The organism is Curvibacter gracilis ATCC BAA-807 (genome assembly GCF_000518645.1).
In the GTDB taxonomy this organism is placed as follows: Bacteria; Pseudomonadota; Gammaproteobacteria; order Burkholderiales; family Burkholderiaceae_C; genus Curvibacter; species Curvibacter gracilis.
Window position 1 is genome coordinate 56,638 of sequence record NZ_JADZ01000013.1, and the last position, 15,887, is coordinate 72,524.

15 protein-coding genes are annotated in these 15,887 nt (G+C 63.6%); 5 read left to right on the forward strand and 10 right to left on the reverse strand.

Annotated elements, in window-relative coordinates; all coding sequences use genetic code 11:
* Positions 1 to 9 precede the first annotated feature (9 nt).
* The 10 genes from L880_RS0111210 to grpE form a co-directional block, all read right to left on the reverse strand.
* Positions 10 to 2,607, reverse strand: a complete 2,598-nt coding sequence (locus tag L880_RS0111210; RefSeq protein WP_051443253.1) for a motility hub landmark protein FimV — start codon at positions 2,605 to 2,607, stop codon at positions 10 to 12.
* Between the two features lie 197 nt (positions 2,608 to 2,804).
* A complete protein-coding gene (gene asd, locus L880_RS0111215; protein WP_031255030.1) occupies positions 2,805 to 3,941 on the reverse strand; it encodes an aspartate-semialdehyde dehydrogenase in 1,137 nt (378 codons plus the stop codon).
* Between the two features lie 81 nt (positions 3,942 to 4,022).
* A complete protein-coding gene (gene leuB, locus L880_RS0111220; protein ID WP_027475758.1) occupies positions 4,023 to 5,111 on the reverse strand; it encodes a 3-isopropylmalate dehydrogenase in 1,089 nt (362 codons plus the stop codon).
* A gap of 65 nt (positions 5,112 to 5,176) precedes the next feature.
* Positions 5,177 to 5,827 carry a 3-isopropylmalate dehydratase small subunit gene (gene leuD, locus L880_RS0111225; protein WP_027475759.1) on the reverse strand — a complete coding sequence of 217 codons (651 nt, stop codon included), beginning with the start codon at positions 5,825 to 5,827 and terminating at the stop codon, positions 5,177 to 5,179.
* A 21-nt stretch (positions 5,828 to 5,848) separates the two neighbouring features.
* On the reverse strand, positions 5,849 to 5,977 hold the full coding sequence (locus tag L880_RS0111230) for an entericidin A/B family lipoprotein (protein WP_019574995.1): 129 nt from the start codon (positions 5,975 to 5,977) through the stop codon (positions 5,849 to 5,851).
* Positions 5,978 to 5,997: 20 nt separating this feature from the next.
* Entirely contained in the window at positions 5,998 to 7,419 is a 1,422-nt protein-coding gene (gene leuC, locus L880_RS0111235; protein ID WP_027475760.1) for a 3-isopropylmalate dehydratase large subunit, read from the reverse strand.
* A 33-nt stretch (positions 7,420 to 7,452) separates the two neighbouring features.
* Positions 7,453 to 8,442, reverse strand: a complete 990-nt coding sequence (locus L880_RS32245) for a LysR family transcriptional regulator (protein WP_043329249.1) — start codon at positions 8,440 to 8,442, stop codon at positions 7,453 to 7,455.
* A 206-nt stretch (positions 8,443 to 8,648) separates the two neighbouring features.
* Positions 8,649 to 9,782, reverse strand: a complete 1,134-nt coding sequence (gene dnaJ / locus L880_RS0111245; RefSeq protein ID WP_027475761.1) for a molecular chaperone DnaJ — start codon at positions 9,780 to 9,782, stop codon at positions 8,649 to 8,651.
* Between the two features lie 87 nt (positions 9,783 to 9,869).
* The gene (gene dnaK / locus L880_RS0111250; RefSeq protein WP_027475762.1) at positions 9,870 to 11,828 is read right to left on the reverse strand and encodes a molecular chaperone DnaK; all 1,959 of its coding nucleotides are present in this window, start codon (positions 11,826 to 11,828) and stop codon (positions 9,870 to 9,872) included.
* A gap of 127 nt (positions 11,829 to 11,955) precedes the next feature.
* The gene (gene grpE, locus L880_RS0111255; protein WP_019574990.1) at positions 11,956 to 12,516 is read right to left on the reverse strand and encodes a nucleotide exchange factor GrpE; all 561 of its coding nucleotides are present in this window, start codon (positions 12,514 to 12,516) and stop codon (positions 11,956 to 11,958) included.
* Between the two features lie 214 nt (positions 12,517 to 12,730).
* Between grpE and rpsF the strand changes: the two genes are divergently transcribed.
* The 5 genes from rpsF (at position 12,731) to dnaB (ending at position 15,868) form a co-directional block, all read left to right on the forward strand.
* On the forward strand, positions 12,731 to 13,105 hold the full coding sequence (rpsF, locus tag L880_RS0111260) for a 30S ribosomal protein S6 (RefSeq protein ID WP_019574989.1): 375 nt from the start codon (positions 12,731 to 12,733) through the stop codon (positions 13,103 to 13,105).
* Between the two features lie 38 nt (positions 13,106 to 13,143).
* On the forward strand, positions 13,144 to 13,431 hold the full coding sequence (gene priB / locus L880_RS0111265) for a primosomal replication protein N (RefSeq protein ID WP_019574988.1): 288 nt from the start codon (positions 13,144 to 13,146) through the stop codon (positions 13,429 to 13,431).
* A gap of 16 nt (positions 13,432 to 13,447) precedes the next feature.
* The gene (gene rpsR, locus L880_RS0111270; protein ID WP_011794373.1) at positions 13,448 to 13,729 is read left to right on the forward strand and encodes a 30S ribosomal protein S18; all 282 of its coding nucleotides are present in this window, start codon (positions 13,448 to 13,450) and stop codon (positions 13,727 to 13,729) included.
* A gap of 11 nt (positions 13,730 to 13,740) precedes the next feature.
* On the forward strand, positions 13,741 to 14,193 hold the full coding sequence (rplI, locus tag L880_RS0111275; protein WP_019574987.1) for a 50S ribosomal protein L9: 453 nt from the start codon (positions 13,741 to 13,743) through the stop codon (positions 14,191 to 14,193).
* A 178-nt stretch (positions 14,194 to 14,371) separates the two neighbouring features.
* Positions 14,372 to 15,868 carry a replicative DNA helicase gene (dnaB, locus tag L880_RS0111280; protein WP_027475763.1) on the forward strand — a complete coding sequence of 499 codons (1,497 nt, stop codon included), beginning with the start codon at positions 14,372 to 14,374 and terminating at the stop codon, positions 15,866 to 15,868.
* The last annotated feature ends 19 nt before the right edge of the window (positions 15,869 to 15,887 follow it).

Genomic DNA, 15,887 nt, shown 5'->3' on the forward strand with positions numbered 1-15,887 from the left:
GCTGGGCCTTCAAGCCAGTTGCTCGAGCAGGCGCTCGGCTTTGGTCTTGAGCGCCCCGGTGGCTTCGGCGATCACTTCCTCCACCAAGGCCCGGGCACCGTCGGCGTCACCGATGGCATTGAACTCTTCGGCCAGCGCCAGCTTGGTGGCCAGCGGGTCTTCCGGGTGGATGTCGAGTTCGTCATCGTCATCTTCCAGCTCCAGCGTCGGTTCCACCTGGGGTGCAGGTTCGGAGATCTCCGGCAGGGGCTCGGGCAGCGGGGTGACCTGGGTCGGCTCCGCGGGCTTTTCGAGTTCCATCGACAGCGAATCGAGGTCGAACTCGATCATGCCCGAGTCACTCGGCGCTGCAGCGACCTCGGGTGCGGCCGGGGTCAGACGTGCGGGCTCGGTGGCATTGCTGCTGGGGAAGTCGAGGTCCTCCGTCAGGTCGATGCTGATGTCATCTGACGTCGGCGCTGGTGCTTCTTGCGGCTCGAGAACGGCGGCAGGGGGCTCCAGGTCCAGGTTCAGGTCACCAAACGGATCGTCCGAGGGCAGGGGGGCTGGCGCCGGTTGGGAGGGCAGGTCGTCCAGCGGCAGGTCCAGGTCGAGGTCCAGATCCAGGTCTGCGCTGGGCGGCTGGGTCGGGGCCGAGAACGGCACGGAGGCTGGACCCTCCCGAGGGGCGGGGGCTTCCGCCAGGGCACCATCGGCGTACAGCGGGTTGGTGGGGTCCAGCTCACGGCCCAGTTCGCGGATGCGATCCCATTCGGGTGCCTTGCCCTGGGTGAGCTTGAAGGCCTCCAGCGCAGTGGCATTGACCGCCACCACATCACGCCGCTTGGCATAGATTTCGACCAGCTTGGCGTGGATGGCTACGCGGCTGGGGTTGATCTTGAGGGCTTCCTTGAGGATCTCTTCGGCTTGCAGGTCCCGTCCATAGGCCAGGTAGACATCGGCTTCGGCCACGGGATCGACGTCGCCGGCATCCAACTGGCTGGGCGAGTAAGCCATGGACGAGGAGCCATTGGTCGAATCGTTGGTGTCGACACGCTGACCGCCGCTGGCTCCGAAGAAGGAGTCGGGCTGCAGCTTGCTTTCCAGGAAGGAGCTGTCCACGTGGTTGGCACGCCGACGCTTGACGAACCGGTAGGCCACCAGGCCGGCCAGCAAGGCCAGGATGCCACCGCCGGCGGCAGGAATCAGTGGATCGTCGCCCAGGAAGCTGAGCAGACCGGCTTCTTCTTCAGGCGCCGGCACCACTGGAGGGGCTGCCGGTTTGGGCGGCGCTGGAGGCGGCTTGGGGGCCTCGGGGGCGGGCGGCGGTGGCGGCACGGGCGCTGCGGCGGGTGCGGCGACGGCGGGTGCCTCTGTAGCGGGCTTGGCGTCAGCAGCGGGTGCGGGTGCGGGTGCAGGTGCAGGTGCAGGTGCAGGTGCAGGTGCAGGTGCAGGTGCAGGTGCAGGTGCAGGTGCAGCGGTGCTGAGTTTGTTGAGGTCTGCCAGGTTCTTGTTCAGCTCTGCCGTCCGTTCGGCCTGGGCCTTGGCTTGCTTTTCTTCGGCAATCTTTTGCTCGGCTGCCACGTCGCCCTTCTTGGCGTCCAACGCACCCTTGGACAGGGTGAGCTTGTCGGGCGCTGGGGCTGCCGGCTTCTTTTCTTCGACCTGGGTCTGGACCTGGCCACTGGCGCTGCGGTCGGCGGCGGCCACTTTGACGTGCGGGGCCTGGTCTGCCAGCTTGCGGCGGAAATCGTTGAAGTCGCGGCTCTGGGCCTGGATGATCTGTCGTGCTTCGGCTGCTGGCACCGCTTCGGCACTGGCGCTGTCCGGCAGGGCCAGCACGGCTCCCGCCTTGATGCGGTTCACGTTGCCACGCAAAAAGGCGTCAGGGTTGGCCCGCATCAGGGCCACCAGCATCTGGTCGAGCGATACCTGGGGCTGTTTGATGCTGGCGGCGATGCGTCCTGCGGTGTCGCCCTGCTTCACGGTCAGGGTGTCTGCGGAGGGCGACGGCGCAGAAGCGGCCTTGGTGGCCACGGCAGGCGCCACCGGGCGGCTGGGGGCGGGTTGCGCAGTGGCTGGTGGGGGTGCCAGCACCACAGGCGGTGCCGATCGAGTCGGTGGCGACACGGGCGAGGCCTGCGCCGGGTTGATCGGGCTGGCTTGAGCCTGGCGCGCCGCGGGGGGATCAAACAGCAGGGTGTAGTCGCGCACGATGCGACCCGATGCCCAGTTGGCCTCCAGAATCAGGTCCAGAAAGGGGTCGTTGATGACGCGGTCGCTCTTGATCTGCAAAAAGGCACGCCCATCGGCGCGGCGCACCACATCGATGTTCATGCCCGAGATGGCGGGGTTGTACTCAAAGCCGGCCGCTCTGAAGGCCGATGAATTGGCCGGGGTGGCCTTGAGGCTGTCGAATTCGGCGCTGGTGATATCGGGCAGTTCAATGTCGGCACGCAAGGGCTCGCCCAGGGCGGATTGAACCGTCAGCTTGCCCAGCGTCAGTGCCTGGGCGTCAACGCTCCACAGGCCGGCCGAGCAGACCAGCAGCGCGGCCAGGGCCGTGCATTGCCAACGATTCTTGCTTGCGGGGTTCTTCATGCCTTGGTGCTCGGGAGCAGGTTGCATGGCAAATCTTTTTTCAACATTTGTAACTTGTCCCGAACTCAAATAGTGAAAAAGCACCATAGCATCAAGGCCTTATGCTGACAAGCTGACGTGCCGTGGAAGCTTGCGGCACGCTTTGAGGTCTGCAGAACGAGCCGTCCGGACGTTGCCAATTGACAACGTCCGGACGGTTGCGTTTAGTTACCTTTGTAAATGAATCACGCGTCCAGCAGGATGCGCAGCATGCGGCGCAGCGGCTCTGCAGCACCCCACAGCAGCTGGTCGCCGATGGTGAAGGCGCCCACGTATTCCGGCCCCATGGCGAGCTTGCGCACGCGGCCCACGGGAATCGTCAGGGTACCGGTCACGGCCACCGGGGTCAGGTCCTTGATGGTGGCTTCACGGGTGTTGGGGACCACCTTGGCCCAGGGGTTGTCGGCGGCGATCATGGCTTCGATGTCGGCCACGGGCACGTCCTTCTTGAGCTTGAAGGTCAGGGCCTGGCTGTGGCAGCGCATGGCGCCCACGCGCACGCAGAAACCGTCGACCGGGATGGCGGGGGCGTTGAAGCCTTCGCCGATGCCCAGGATCTTGTTGGTCTCGGCCATGCCCTTCCATTCTTCGCGGCTGACGCCGTTGCCCAGGTCCTTGTCGATCCAGGGGATCAGGCTGCCGCCCAGGGGTACGCCGAAGTTGGCGGTTTCAGCTTCGCTGAGGCTGCGCTGCTTGGCGATGACCTTGCGGTCGATTTCCAGGATGGCGCTCTTGGGGTCGTCCAGCAGGTTGCGCACTTCGGCGTTCAGGGTGCCGAACTGGGTCAGCAGCTCACGCATGTGCTGAGCGCCGCCGCCCGATGCGGCTTGGTAGGTCTGGGTGGACATCCATTCGACCAGGCCTGCCTTGTACAGCGCGCCCACACCCATCAGCATGCAGCTGACGGTGCAGTTGCCGCCCACCCAGTTGTTGCCGCCCTTGGCGAGCGCGCTCTGGATCACGGGCAGGTTCACCGGGTCCAGGATGATGACGGCATCGTCCTTCATGCGCAGCGTGGAGGCTGCGTCGATCCAGTGGCCGTTCCAGCCGGCTGCACGCAGCTTGGGGAACACTTCGGTGGTGTAGTCGCCGCCTTGGGCGGTGATGATGATGTCGCAGCGCTTGAGGGCTGCGATGTCGTAGGCGTCCTGCAGAACGGTTTCGTTCTTGGCTTGCGCGGGGGCCTTGCCACCGGCATTCGACGTCGAGAAGAAAACGGGTTCGATCAGGCCGAAGTCACCTTCAGCCGTCATGCGGTCGATCAGCACCGAGCCGACCATGCCGCGCCAACCCACCAAACCTACAAGATTACCTACCTTCATCACATTGCCCTTTCAGAAAAATGAAATCTTCTTCACCCCGGCTCGTCGGGCCGGGGAGGGCGTGACGAACCGGGCTACTGCTTAGCCTTTAATGGTCGTCTTGGTAATGGCGGCCACCACGGCATCACCCATCTCGCGGGTGCTGACCTTGGTGGTGCCTTCCGAGTAGATGTCAACGGTTCTGAGGCCAGCAGCCAGCACCGATTGCACCGCGGACTCGATTCGGTCGGCGGCTTCGGCTTGGTTGAGGGAGAAGCGGAGCATCATGGCAGCGGACAGTATTGTAGCCAAAGGATTGGCGATGCCCTTGCCCGCGATGTCGGGGGCGCTGCCGTGGCTGGGTTCGTACAGGCCCTGGTTGCTCGAATTCAGGCTGGCCGAGGGCAGCATGCCGATGGAGCCGGTCAGCATGGCCGCTTCGTCGGACAGGATGTCGCCGAACATGTTGCCGGTCACCACCACGTCGAATTTCTTTGGGGCCTTGACCAGTTGCATGGCCGCGTTGTCGACGTACATGTGGTCGAGCTCCACGTCGGGGTATTGCTGGCCCACCTCGATCATGATGTCCTTCCAGAACTGGAAGGTCTCGAGCACATTGGCCTTGTCCACGCTGGTCACTCGCTTGCTGCGCTTGCGTGCCGCCTGGAAGGCCACGTGGGCGATGCGTTCCACTTCAGGGCGCGAGTAGCGCATGGTGTCGAAGGCTTCTTCGGCGCCGGGGAAGTGGCCGTCCACCGCCGTGCGGCGGCCCCGGGGTTGACCGAAGTAGATGTCGCCCGTCAGCTCACGGATGATCAGGATGTCCAGGCCGGCGATCAGCTCGGGCTTGAGGCTGGAGGCGCCCACGAGCTGCTCGTAGCAGATGGCAGGGCGGAAGTTGGCAAACAGGCCCAGGTTCTTGCGCAGGCCCAGAATGGCCTGCTCCGGGCGCAGCGGGCGGTCGAGCTTGTCGTATTTCCAGTCGCCCACGGCGCCGAACAGGATGGCATCGGCCTCTTTGGCCAGCTTCAGGGTCGATTCGGGCAGCGGGTGGCCGTGGGCCTCGTAGGCGGCGCCGCCCACCAGGGCAGTTTCGGTTTCGAATTTCAGGTCGAGAACGTTCAGGACCTTGACGGCCTCGGCGACGATTTCGGTGCCAATGCCGTCACCCGGCAGGATTGCGATTTTCATGGGATGGATCAGGGTGAGGCCGACCTGGGTCGGCCTGGGTTGAATTCGTTAAGTGAAGCGGGCGATCAGCCGACCATGGTCTGGGCCAGCCAGGGCTTCTGGGCCAGGCGCTCGGCCTCGAAGAGCTTGATCTTGTCGGCGTGACGCAGGGTCAGGCCGATGTCGTCCAGGCCGTTGAGCAGGCAGTACTTGCGGAAGGCATTGACCTCGAACGGGATCTCTTCGCCTTGCGGACGCACGATGACCTGGCGTTCCAGGTCGATGGTGAGCTGGTAGCCCGGGAAGGCCAGTACTTCATCGAACAGTTGCGCCACGGTGCTTTCGGGCAGCACGATGGGCAGCAGGCCGTTCTTGAAGCAGTTGTTGAAGAAGATGTCGGCAAAGCTGGGCGCGATGATGGCGCGAAAGCCGAACTGGTCCAGTGCCCAGGGCGCGTGCTCGCGCGAGGAGCCGCAGCCGAAGTTCTTGCGAGCCAACAGCACCGAGGCGCCAGCATAGCGCGGCTGGTTCAGCACGAAGTCGGGGTTGGGCTTGCGGCTGGCCGGGTCCTGGCCGGGCTCGCCGTGGTCCAGGTAACGCCATTCGTCAAACAGATTGGGGCCGAAGCCGGTCTTGCGGATCGACTTCAGGAACTGCTTGGGAATGATCGCGTCGGTGTCGACGTTCTCGCGGTCCATCGGGGCCACGATGCCCTTGTGTACGGTGAATTTTTGCATGATGAGTCAGGGCCTTGTGGCTTATTTCTTGGCCGCGTTTTCGATCGCCGAGCCGGCTTTCTGGACGTCTTCGCCCAGGCCCTTGACGGTGTTGCAGCCCATCAGGGCGACCAGGGCGGACAGGGTCAGGAAGGTGGTGATGCGGTTCATGGCAAGGTTCTCCTTCTGGGTCAGGCGAATTGGCGGATGTCGACGAAGTGGCCGTGCACGGCAGCGGCCGCGGCCATGGCCGGGCTCACCAGGTGGGTGCGGCCCCCGGCGCCTTGGCGGCCTTCGAAATTGCGGTTGCTGGTGGAGGCGCAGCGCTCGCCGGGCTCCAGGCGGTCGGCGTTCATGGCCAGGCACATGGAGCAACCGGGTTCGCGCCATTCAAAGCCGGCGGCCTTGAAGATCTGATCCAGGCCTTCGCGCTCGGCCTGTTCCTTCACCAGGCCGGAGCCCGGCACCACCATGGCCACCTTGATGTTCTTGGCCACTTTCTGGCCCAGCTTCTTGACCACGGCAGCGGCTTCGCGCATGTCTTCGATGCGGCTGTTGGTGCACGAGCCGATGAACACCTTGTCGACAAAGATGTCGTTGATCGGCTTGCCGGGCTCCAGCGCCATGTAGGTCAGGGCGCGCTCGATGGCGCCGCGCTTGTTGGCGTCTTTTTCCTTGTCGGGGTCGGGGATGCGGGCGTCCACGCCGAGCACCATTTCGGGCGAGGTGCCCCAGGTGACCTGCGGCACGATCTGGGCGGCGTCCAGTTCGACCACGGCGTCGAATTGGGCGTCAGCGTCGGAGTGCAGGGTCTTCCAGTAGGTGATGGCGTGTTCCAGCTCGACGCCCGAGGGCGCCAGCGGGCGTCCCTTGACGTATTCGATGGTCTTGTCGTCCACCGCCACCAGGCCCGCGCGTGCGCCGGCTTCGATGGCCATGTTGCACACGGTCATGCGGCCTTCCATGGACAGGGCGCGGATGGCCGAACCGGCAAACTCGATGGTGTAGCCGGTGCCGCCTGCCGTGCCGATCTTGCCGATGATGGCCAGCACGATGTCCTTGGCGGTGACGCCCTTGGCCACGTTGCCTTCCACCTTGATCAGCAGGTTCTTGGCCTTCTTGGCCAGCAGGGTCTGGGTGGCCATCACGTGTTCGACTTCGCTGGTGCCGATGCCGTGGGCGAGCGCACCGAAGGCGCCATGGGTGGAGGTGTGCGAATCACCGCAGACCACGGTCATGCCCGGCAGGGTGGCGCCGTTTTCGGGGCCGATCACGTGCACGATGCCCTGGCGCTTGGACATGAAGGGGAAGAAGGCCGCAGCGCCAAATTCCTTGATGTTGCTGTCCAGCGTCGTGATCTGCTCTTTGCTGATCGGGTCGGTGATGCCGTCGTAGCCCAGTTCCCAGCCGGTGGTGGGGGTGTTGTGGTCGGCCGTGGCCACGATGGAGCTCACGCGCCAGACCTTGCGGCCGGCCTCGCGCAGGCCTTCAAAGGCTTGCGGGCTGGTCACTTCGTGCACCAGGTGGCGGTCGATGTAGAGCACGGCGGTGCCGTCTTCTTCGGTGTGGACGACGTGCTCGTCCCAGATCTTGTCGTAAAGGGTGCGTCCCATGGTGGTCTCTGGTCTTTCGTGAGGAAGGTGATTTTAGGCGGGCAGGGGCTCGGCAGACAGGGCGGTGCCTGCCATGCCGGCCGCATGGGGAAGCGGTGGCGGGCTGCTGGCACGCAGGTGGTCGGCCAGCAGGCGCGCGGTCATGGGCAGGGCCTGGAAGTCGCGCGCCACGATGCGCAGTTCGCGGTGGGCCCACTCGTCTTTCAGTGCCACGGCCTGCAACTGGCCGACGCCTTGCATCAGGGCAAAGGCCCGGTCGGGCAGCACCCCCACGCCCAGGCCGTTATCGATCATGCGGTACATGGCATCCAGCCCGGTGACCTGGATGCGCAACTTGAGTGCGCGCCCGGCGCGGGCTGCGGCCTGCTGCATGGCCAGGCTGATGCTGCTGTTGGCGTGCAGGCCCACGATGTCGTGGTCAAGCACGTCGGCGAAGTGGGCGCTGTCCTGCTGGGCCAGCGGGTGATGCTGCGGCACCACCAGCACCAGGCGGTCCTCCCGGTAGGGCAGGGTCTGCAGCGGGGCGCCGGTGCCGGCCTGATCGCGCACGTGGCAGATGCCCAGGTCGGCGGCCCCTTCGGTCACGGCCTGCATGACGTCCGGGCTCAGGTGTTCTTCGAGGTCGATCTTGATCTGCTCGTGCTGCCGGGTGAAGGCGCCCAGGTCCTCGGGCAGAAACTGCACGATGGCCGAAATATTGGCGTGGATGCGCACATGCCCGCGCACCCCATCGGCGTATTCGCTCAATTCGCCCTGCATCTTCTCCAGGCCATACAGCACGGTGCGGGCGTGGTGCAGCAGGCTCTCGCCGGCCGGGGTCAGGCGCACGCCGCGGCTGTGCCGGTACAGCAGTTGGGTGTCGACCGTGGCCTCCAGGTCGCTCAGGCGCTTGCTGACGGCCGAAGCGGCGATGAACTCGCGCTCGGCGGCCTTGCCGATGCTGCCCAGCTCACAGACGGCCACGAACAGCTGCAGCGAGGTCAGGTCGATTCGGCGGGCAAAGTTGCGCTCGGAGCTTTTCATGGGGTGTTTCATCTCGGATTGAGATGTGATGCGTATTTTCCATGGGATTTTAGGCCTTCGACATCTCCATCGGCGATGTCTTCCGTCGCTGGGGGTGGGAGCTGGCGGCGCAGGTGGCGCGCCATGGTCTGGGCGTCAGGCACAAAAAAGCCCGCTGGATAGCGGGCTTGGTCTTGGGCTCTGACTTGCGGCACTGAGCGCCGAGATCAGCTGAAGAAGTTCTTCAGTCGATCGGTCCAGCTGTCGCCGCTGGGGGAGTGCTTGCCGCCCCCCTTCTTCAGCGATTCTTCCAGTTCGCGCAGCAGCTTGCGCTGGTACTCGGTGAGCTTGACCGGGGTCTCGACCGCGATGTGGCAGTACAGGTCGCCCGGGTAGCTGGAGCGCACCCCCTTGATGCCCTTGCCACGCAGCCGGAACTGCTTGCCGGCCTGGGTGCCTTCGGGAATGTCGATGGCGGCCTTGCCTTGCAGCGTGGGCACTTCGATCTCGCCGCCCAGGGCGGCCGTGATGAAGCTGACCGGCACGGAGCAGTGCAGATCGTCTCCGTCGCGCTCGAAGATGTCGTGCTTCTTGAGCCGGATTTCGATGTACAGATCGCCCGGAGGGCCACCATTGGTGCCGGGCTCGCCATTGCCGACGCTGCGGATGCGCATGCCGTCGTCGATGCCGGCGGGGATCTTCACTTCCAGCGTCTTCTGCTTCTTGATCTTGCCCTGGCCATGGCAGGCGGTGCAGGGCTCGGGGATCACCTTGCCACTGCCGCGGCAGGTGGGGCAGGTCTGTTGCACGCTGAAGAAGCCCTGGCGCATCTGCACGCTGCCCTGGCCGTTGCAGGTGCCGCAGGTCTTGGCGCTGGTGCCGGGCTTGGCGCCGGAGCCGTGACAGGTGTCGCAGGTGTCCCAGCTCGGGATGCGGATCTGCGCATCCTTGCCTCGGGCGGCCTCTTCGAGGGTGACCTCCATGGCGTAGCTGAGGTCGCTGCCGCGGTAGACCTGACGCCCACCCGCACGTCCGCCACGCTGCTGGCCGAACATGTCGCCGAAGATGTCACCAAAGGCTTCGGCAAAGCCGCCAAAGCCTTCGGCGCCACCCGGGCCGCGCATGTTCGGATCCACGCCGGCATGGCCGTGCTGGTCATAGGCGGCCCGCTTCTGCGGGTCGCTGAGCATTTCGTAGGCTTCCTTGGCTTCCTTGAATTTTTCTTCGGCAGCCTTGGCCGCATCGCCCTGATTGCGGTCAGGGTGATGCTTCATCGCCAACTTGCGATAAGCCTTCTTGATCTCTTCATCCGAGGCGGTCTTGGCGACGCCCAGGACTTCGTAAAAGTCTCGTTTAGCCATTGGTTTTCCGAGCCGTATTCAACACAAACGCCGCGCAGGTCCCAGGCCTGGGTCCGGCGCGGCGGGCGAAGTGGCCGTAGCCGGGGATCAGCCCTTCTTCACTTCCTTGACTTCAGCGTCCACCACATTGTCGTCGGCGGGCTTGGAGGCAGATTCCGTGCCAGCGGCGCCAGCGGCACCCGCAGCGCCACCGGCGGCGGCTTGCTGGGCAGCCTGTTCGGCCTGCATGTCGGCGTACATCTTCTCACCCAGCTTCTGGCTGGCGGTCATGAGCGCGTTGCTCTTTTCCTCGATGGCGGCCTTGTCCTCGCCCTTCAGGACTTCTTCGAGGTCCTTGATGGCGGCTTCGATCTTTTCCTTCTCGCCGGCTTCGAGCTTGTCGCCGTAGTCGGTCAGGCTCTTCTTCACGCTGTGCACGGTGGCTTCGCCCTGGTTGCGGGCCTGCACGATTTCGAGCTTCTTCTTGTCTTCGGCGGCGTTCAGCTCGGCGTCTTTCACCATCTTCTGGATTTCCTCCTCGGACAGACCCGAGTTGGCCTTGATGGTGATCTTGTTTTCCTTGCCGGTGCCCTTGTCCTTGGCGCCCACGTGCAGGATGCCGTTGGCGTCGATGTCAAAGGACACTTCGATCTGGGGCAGGCCGCGCGGTGCGGGCGGGATGCCTTCGAGGTTGAACTCGCCGAGCAGCTTGTTGCCCGAGGCCATTTCGCGTTCGCCCTGGAACACCTTGATGGTAACGGCCGGCTGGTTGTCGTCGGCGGTGGAGAAGGTCTGGGCGAATTTGGTCGGGATGGTGGTGTTCTTGCTGATCATCTTGGTCATGACACCGCCCAGGGTTTCAATGCCCAGGGACAGCGGGGTCACGTCCAGCAGCAGCACGTCCTTGCGGTCGCCCGACAGCACCTGGCCCTGAATGGCGGCACCCACGGCCACGGCTTCGTCAGGGTTCACGTCCTTGCGCGGATCCTTGCCGAAGAATTCCTTCACCTTTTCCTGCACCTTGGGCATGCGGGTCATGCCGCCGACCAGGATCACGTCGTGGATCTCACCCACGGTCACGCCGGCATCCTTGATGGCGGTGCGGCAGGGGGCGATGGTGCGCTCGATCAGCTCTTCCACCAGCTGTTCCAGCTTGGCGCGGGTCAGCTTGATGTTCAGGTGCTTGGGGCCCGACGCGTCAGCGGTGATGTAGGGCAGGTTCAGGTCGGTGGCGGCCGAGGACGACAGCTCGATCTTGGCCTTTTCAGCGGCTTCCTTCAGGCGTTGCAGGGCCAGCACGTCCTTGGACAGGTCAACGCCTTGTTCTTTCTTGAACTCGGTGATGATGTAGTCGATGATGCGCTGGTCGAAGTCTTCGCCACCCAGGAAGGTGTCGCCGTTGGTGGACAGCACTTCGAACTGCTTCTCGCCATCGACGTCGGCGATTTCGATGATGGACACGTCGAACGTGCCGCCACCCAGGTCATACACGGCAATCTTGCGGTCGCCCTTGTCGGTCTTGTCCAGGCCGAAGGCCAGTGCAGCGGCTGTGGGCTCGTTGATGATGCGCTTCACTTCCAGGCCGGCGATGCGGCCGGCGTCCTTGGTGGCCTGGCGCTGGGCGTCGTTGAAGTAGGCGGGCACCGTGATCACGGCTTCGGTCACTTCTTCGCCGAGGTAGTCTTCGGCGGTCTTCTTCATCTTGCGCAGGATGTCGGCCGACACCTGCTGGGCCGACAGGCGCTTGCCGCGCACTTCCACCCAGGCGTCGCCGTTGTCGGCGGCCACGATGGAGTAGGGCATCAGGTTGATGTCCTTCTGCACTTCCTTTTCGGTGAACTTGCGGCCGATCAGACGCTTGATCGCGTAGAGCGTGTTCTTGGGGTTGGTCACGGCCTGGCGCTTGGCCGAGGCGCCGACCAGCACTTCGCCGTCTTCCTGGTAAGCCACGATCGACGGCGTGGTGCGCGCGCCTTCCGAGTTCTCGATCACCTTGGTGGTGTTGCCTTCCATGATGGACACGCAGCTGTTGGTGGTGCCCAAGTCAATACCGATGATTTTTCCCATGATTTACTCCTGTATTTCGACTGCGTGCCAGGCGATTTGCCGGCGCGCATTGTTTGGTTCGTCTTGTTGATGAGTTGTGGATAACTGTCGGGGTTTCAAGCCCCTGGCGGCTTCCAGACCCGAAAATTTATTTGGGTGCAGCCACGGTCACCAGGGCCGGGCGCAGCACGCGCTCGGCGATCAGGTAGCCCTTTTGCAGCACGCTCACCACGGTGTTGGCCTCTTGGTCGGCGGGCACCATGCTGATGGCCTGGTGCTGGTGCGGGTCGAACTTGGCGCCGGCAGCCGGCGCAATGGCCAGCACCTTGTTGCGTTCGAGGGCGGCAGTCAACTGGCGCAGGGTGGCTTCGGCGCCTTCGCGGATCTGCTCGGGCTTGGCGTCCTTGATCGCCAGGCCGGCTTCCAGGCTGTCGCACACGGGCAGCAGGCTTTCGGCAAAGCTCTCGATACCGAACTTGCGGGCCTTGGCAATTTCTTCCTCGGCGCGGCGGCGGGCGTTCTCGGCCTCGGCCTTGGCACGCAGGAACTGGTCGGCCAGATCCGCGCTCTTGGCCTTGAGGGCTGCCAGCTCGGCTTGCGCCTGGGCCAGGGCCTCGACGTCGTTGGCCGCCTGCGCGGCTTCTTGCTCTTCAGGGCTCATCGGGCCGCCTGGCATGGCCTGATTCTGGTGTTCTTGGTTTTCAGACATTCGGATTCGGGTCGATAAGTTGACGAAAAGAGGATGTCGCGGCAGATGGGGCCGCGCTTGAACTTTTCAAGGCGTGGATTGTCCACTGGATTCGCTATCGTTAAAAAAGCGATGGGCGCTTGTATTTTTGGAATCAGTGGCGCTACAATCGTGGGCTTTGCCTTGCCGTACTGCTACAGACGCAGCGGACGGCTTCACCCAGAAGGAGTACTCAATGCGTCATTATGAAATCGTTTTGCTGATTCACCCGGATCAGAGCGAACAGGTTCCGGCCATGCTGGAGCGCTACAAGGGCATGATCACCGCCGGCGGCGGCAAGATCCACCGCGTGGAAGACTGGGGCCGTCGTCAACTGGCGTACCTGATCAACAAGCTGGCCAAGGCCCACTACCTGTGCGTCAACATCGAAGCCGACCAGGCTGTGATGGCTGAACTGGAACACGCGTTCAAGTTCAACGATGCCGTGCTGCGTCACCTGACTGTCGTCAAGAAGAAGGCTGACACCGGCCCGTCTTCGATGATGAAGACCGTCGAGCGTGAAGAGGCCCGCAAGGCCCAGCAAGCTGAATTCGCCGCTGCCAACAACTAAGGCCTGCGTCCAGTTCGTTTGACTGATTCAAAGGGGAAGTGAACCACGTCGCTCTGACCGCCGTGATCGTTGAGGCCAAGCCGATGCGATTCACACCTGCCGGTCTGCCTGCCATCGATCTGCGGCTCGAATCCGAGTCGGAGGTCGAAGAAGCTGGGCAGAAGCGCAAGGTGCAGGTGGCCATCAGGGCTGTTGCACTCGGCAGCAATGCCGAGCGGCTTGCCAAGCAAGCGCTCGGTTCGGTCTGGAAATTCTCCGGATTTCTGGCCACACCGCGCAACGTCAAGACCGTCGTTTTTCACATCCAGGAATTCCAGCAAGATTAAATTTCAGGAGGCCAACATGGCCACGTTCAAGAAGTTCAACAAAGACAAGCGCCCGAAGCGCAACACCCAGTCCCTGCTGTTCAAGCGCAAGCGCTTCTGCCGCTTCACCGTCGCTGGCGTCGAAGAAATCGACTACAAGGATGTCGACACCCTGCGTGACTTCATCGCTGAAAACGGCAAGATCATCCCCGCTCGCCTGACCGGCACGCGCGCCATCTACCAGCGTCAGCTGAACACCGCCATCAAGCGTGCTCGCTTCCTGGCTCTGGTGCCTTACAGCGACCAGCACAAGATCTAAGGAGAACAACCATGCAAATCATCCTGCTCGAAAAGGTTGTGAACCTGGGTAACCTCGGCGAAATCGTCAAGGTCAAGGACGGCTACGCCCGCAACTTCCTGATCCCGTCGGGCCGCGCCCGCCGTGCCACCGAAGCTGCCAAGGCTGAATTCGAAGCCAAGCGCGCTGAGCTGGAAAAGGCTGCTGCCGCCAAGCTGGCCGAAGCTCAAGCCCAAGGCGAAAAGCTGGCTGGTACGACCGTCAAGGTCACCCAGAAGGCTGGCGTTGACGGCCGTCTGTTCGGTTCCGTCACCAACCACGACATCGCTGAAGAGCTGATCAAGCAAGGCTACCAAGTGGTCAAGGCTCAGATCCGCCTGCCCAACGGCCCCCTGAAGGTGGTTGGCGACAGCACCATCAGCGTCGCTCTGCACACTGATGTGGTCGTTGAAGTGAATGTTTCCGTGTACGGCGAAACCGCCTGATCACCGAAGCCATAGCTTCTGTCAAGCCGCCTTCGGGCGGCTTTTCTTTTGGGGGTGCCGCCATGCTCGATGTGCGTTTATCCCCTTGATTTCCCCCTGCCATGCACAGCTTATCCCCAGCCTTGGGGCTGACGGAAGGCGTTGAAACGCTTACGATTTGAGGCTGCCAAGGAAACCCATGTCTGCCATTTTTCCGCCCGTCGATTCTGATTTCGAGCCTGACTTCCATCTTCCTGCCGGGATCGAGATGCCGCCGCCGCTGGAGCCAGCGCCGGCGCCGGCTCAGCACGCGATCGAGCGCACGGTGGACCGTGAGGTGGCCAAGCTGCGCGTGCCGCCGCACTCGATCGAGGCCGAGTCCAGCGTGCTCGGGGGCTTGTTGCTGGACAACAGCGCCTGGGATCGCGTGGCCGACGTGGTCAGTGAGGGTGACTTCTACCGCTACGAGCACCGCGTCGTGTTCGGCGTGCTCAGTTCCCTGATCAACTCCGGCAAGCCCGCCGACGTGATCACAGTCTATGAAAGCCTGCAGAACCTGGGCAAGGCCGAAGAAGTGGGCGGCCTGGGTTACCTCAACTCGCTGGCCCAGTACGTGCCAAGTGCCAGCAACATCCGGCGCTACGGCGAGATCGTTCGTGAGCGCTCCATCCTGCGCAAGCTGGTCACCGCCAGCGATGAGATCGCCACCGTGGCATTCAATCCGCAGGGGCGGGCTGTCGACAAGATCCTGGATGAGGCCGAGCAGAAGATCTTCAAGATCTCGGAAGAAGGCTCGCGCAACAAGCAGGGCTTCCAGTCCATGGATTCGTTGGTGGTCGACCTGCTGGACCGCGTCCAGGAGATGGCCGACAACACCAATGACATCACCGGTGTGCCCACGGGTTTCTATGACCTCGACCGCATGACCTCGGGCCTGCAGGCCGGTGACCTGGTGGTGCTGGCGGCACGTCCCTCGATGGGCAAGACGGCTTTCGCCATCAACATCGCCGAACACGTGGCGTTGAATGAAGGCCTGCCGGTGGCGGTGTTCTCCATGGAAATGGGCGCCGCACAGTTGGCCGTGCGTATCGTGGGTTCCATCGGTCGTATCAACCAGGGCAACCTGCGCACCGGCAAGCTGACCGATGATGAGTGGCCGCGTCTGACCGAGGCCATCGAGCGCCTGCGCACCGTGTCGCTGCACATCGACGAAACGCCCGGCCTGTCGCCCAGCGAACTGCGGGCCAACTCGCGCCGGCTGGCGCGCCAGTGCGGCAAGATGGGCCTGATCGTGGTCGACTACCTGCAACTCATGAGCGGATCCGGGTCTGCGGCCAGTGCCGACAACCGGGCCACCGAACTGGGCGAAATCTCCCGGGGCCTGAAGATGCTGGCCAAGGAGCTGCAATGCCCGGTGATCGCGCTTTCGCAGCTGAACCGAAGCGTGGAGCAGCGCACCGACAAGCGCCCCATGATGAGTGACTTGCGCGAATCCGGCGCCATCGAGCAGGATGCGGACATCATCATGTTCATCTACCGCGACGACTACTACAACAAGGAAAGCAAGGACCAGAACATGGCCGAGGTCATCATCGGCAAGCAGCGTAACGGCCCGACAGGGACCGTGAAGCTGTATTTCCACAAGTCGCAGACCCGCTTCGAAAGCCTGGCCCGCGGCTCATCGGACGATTTCTGATCTGCTGCCAGCGATCCCC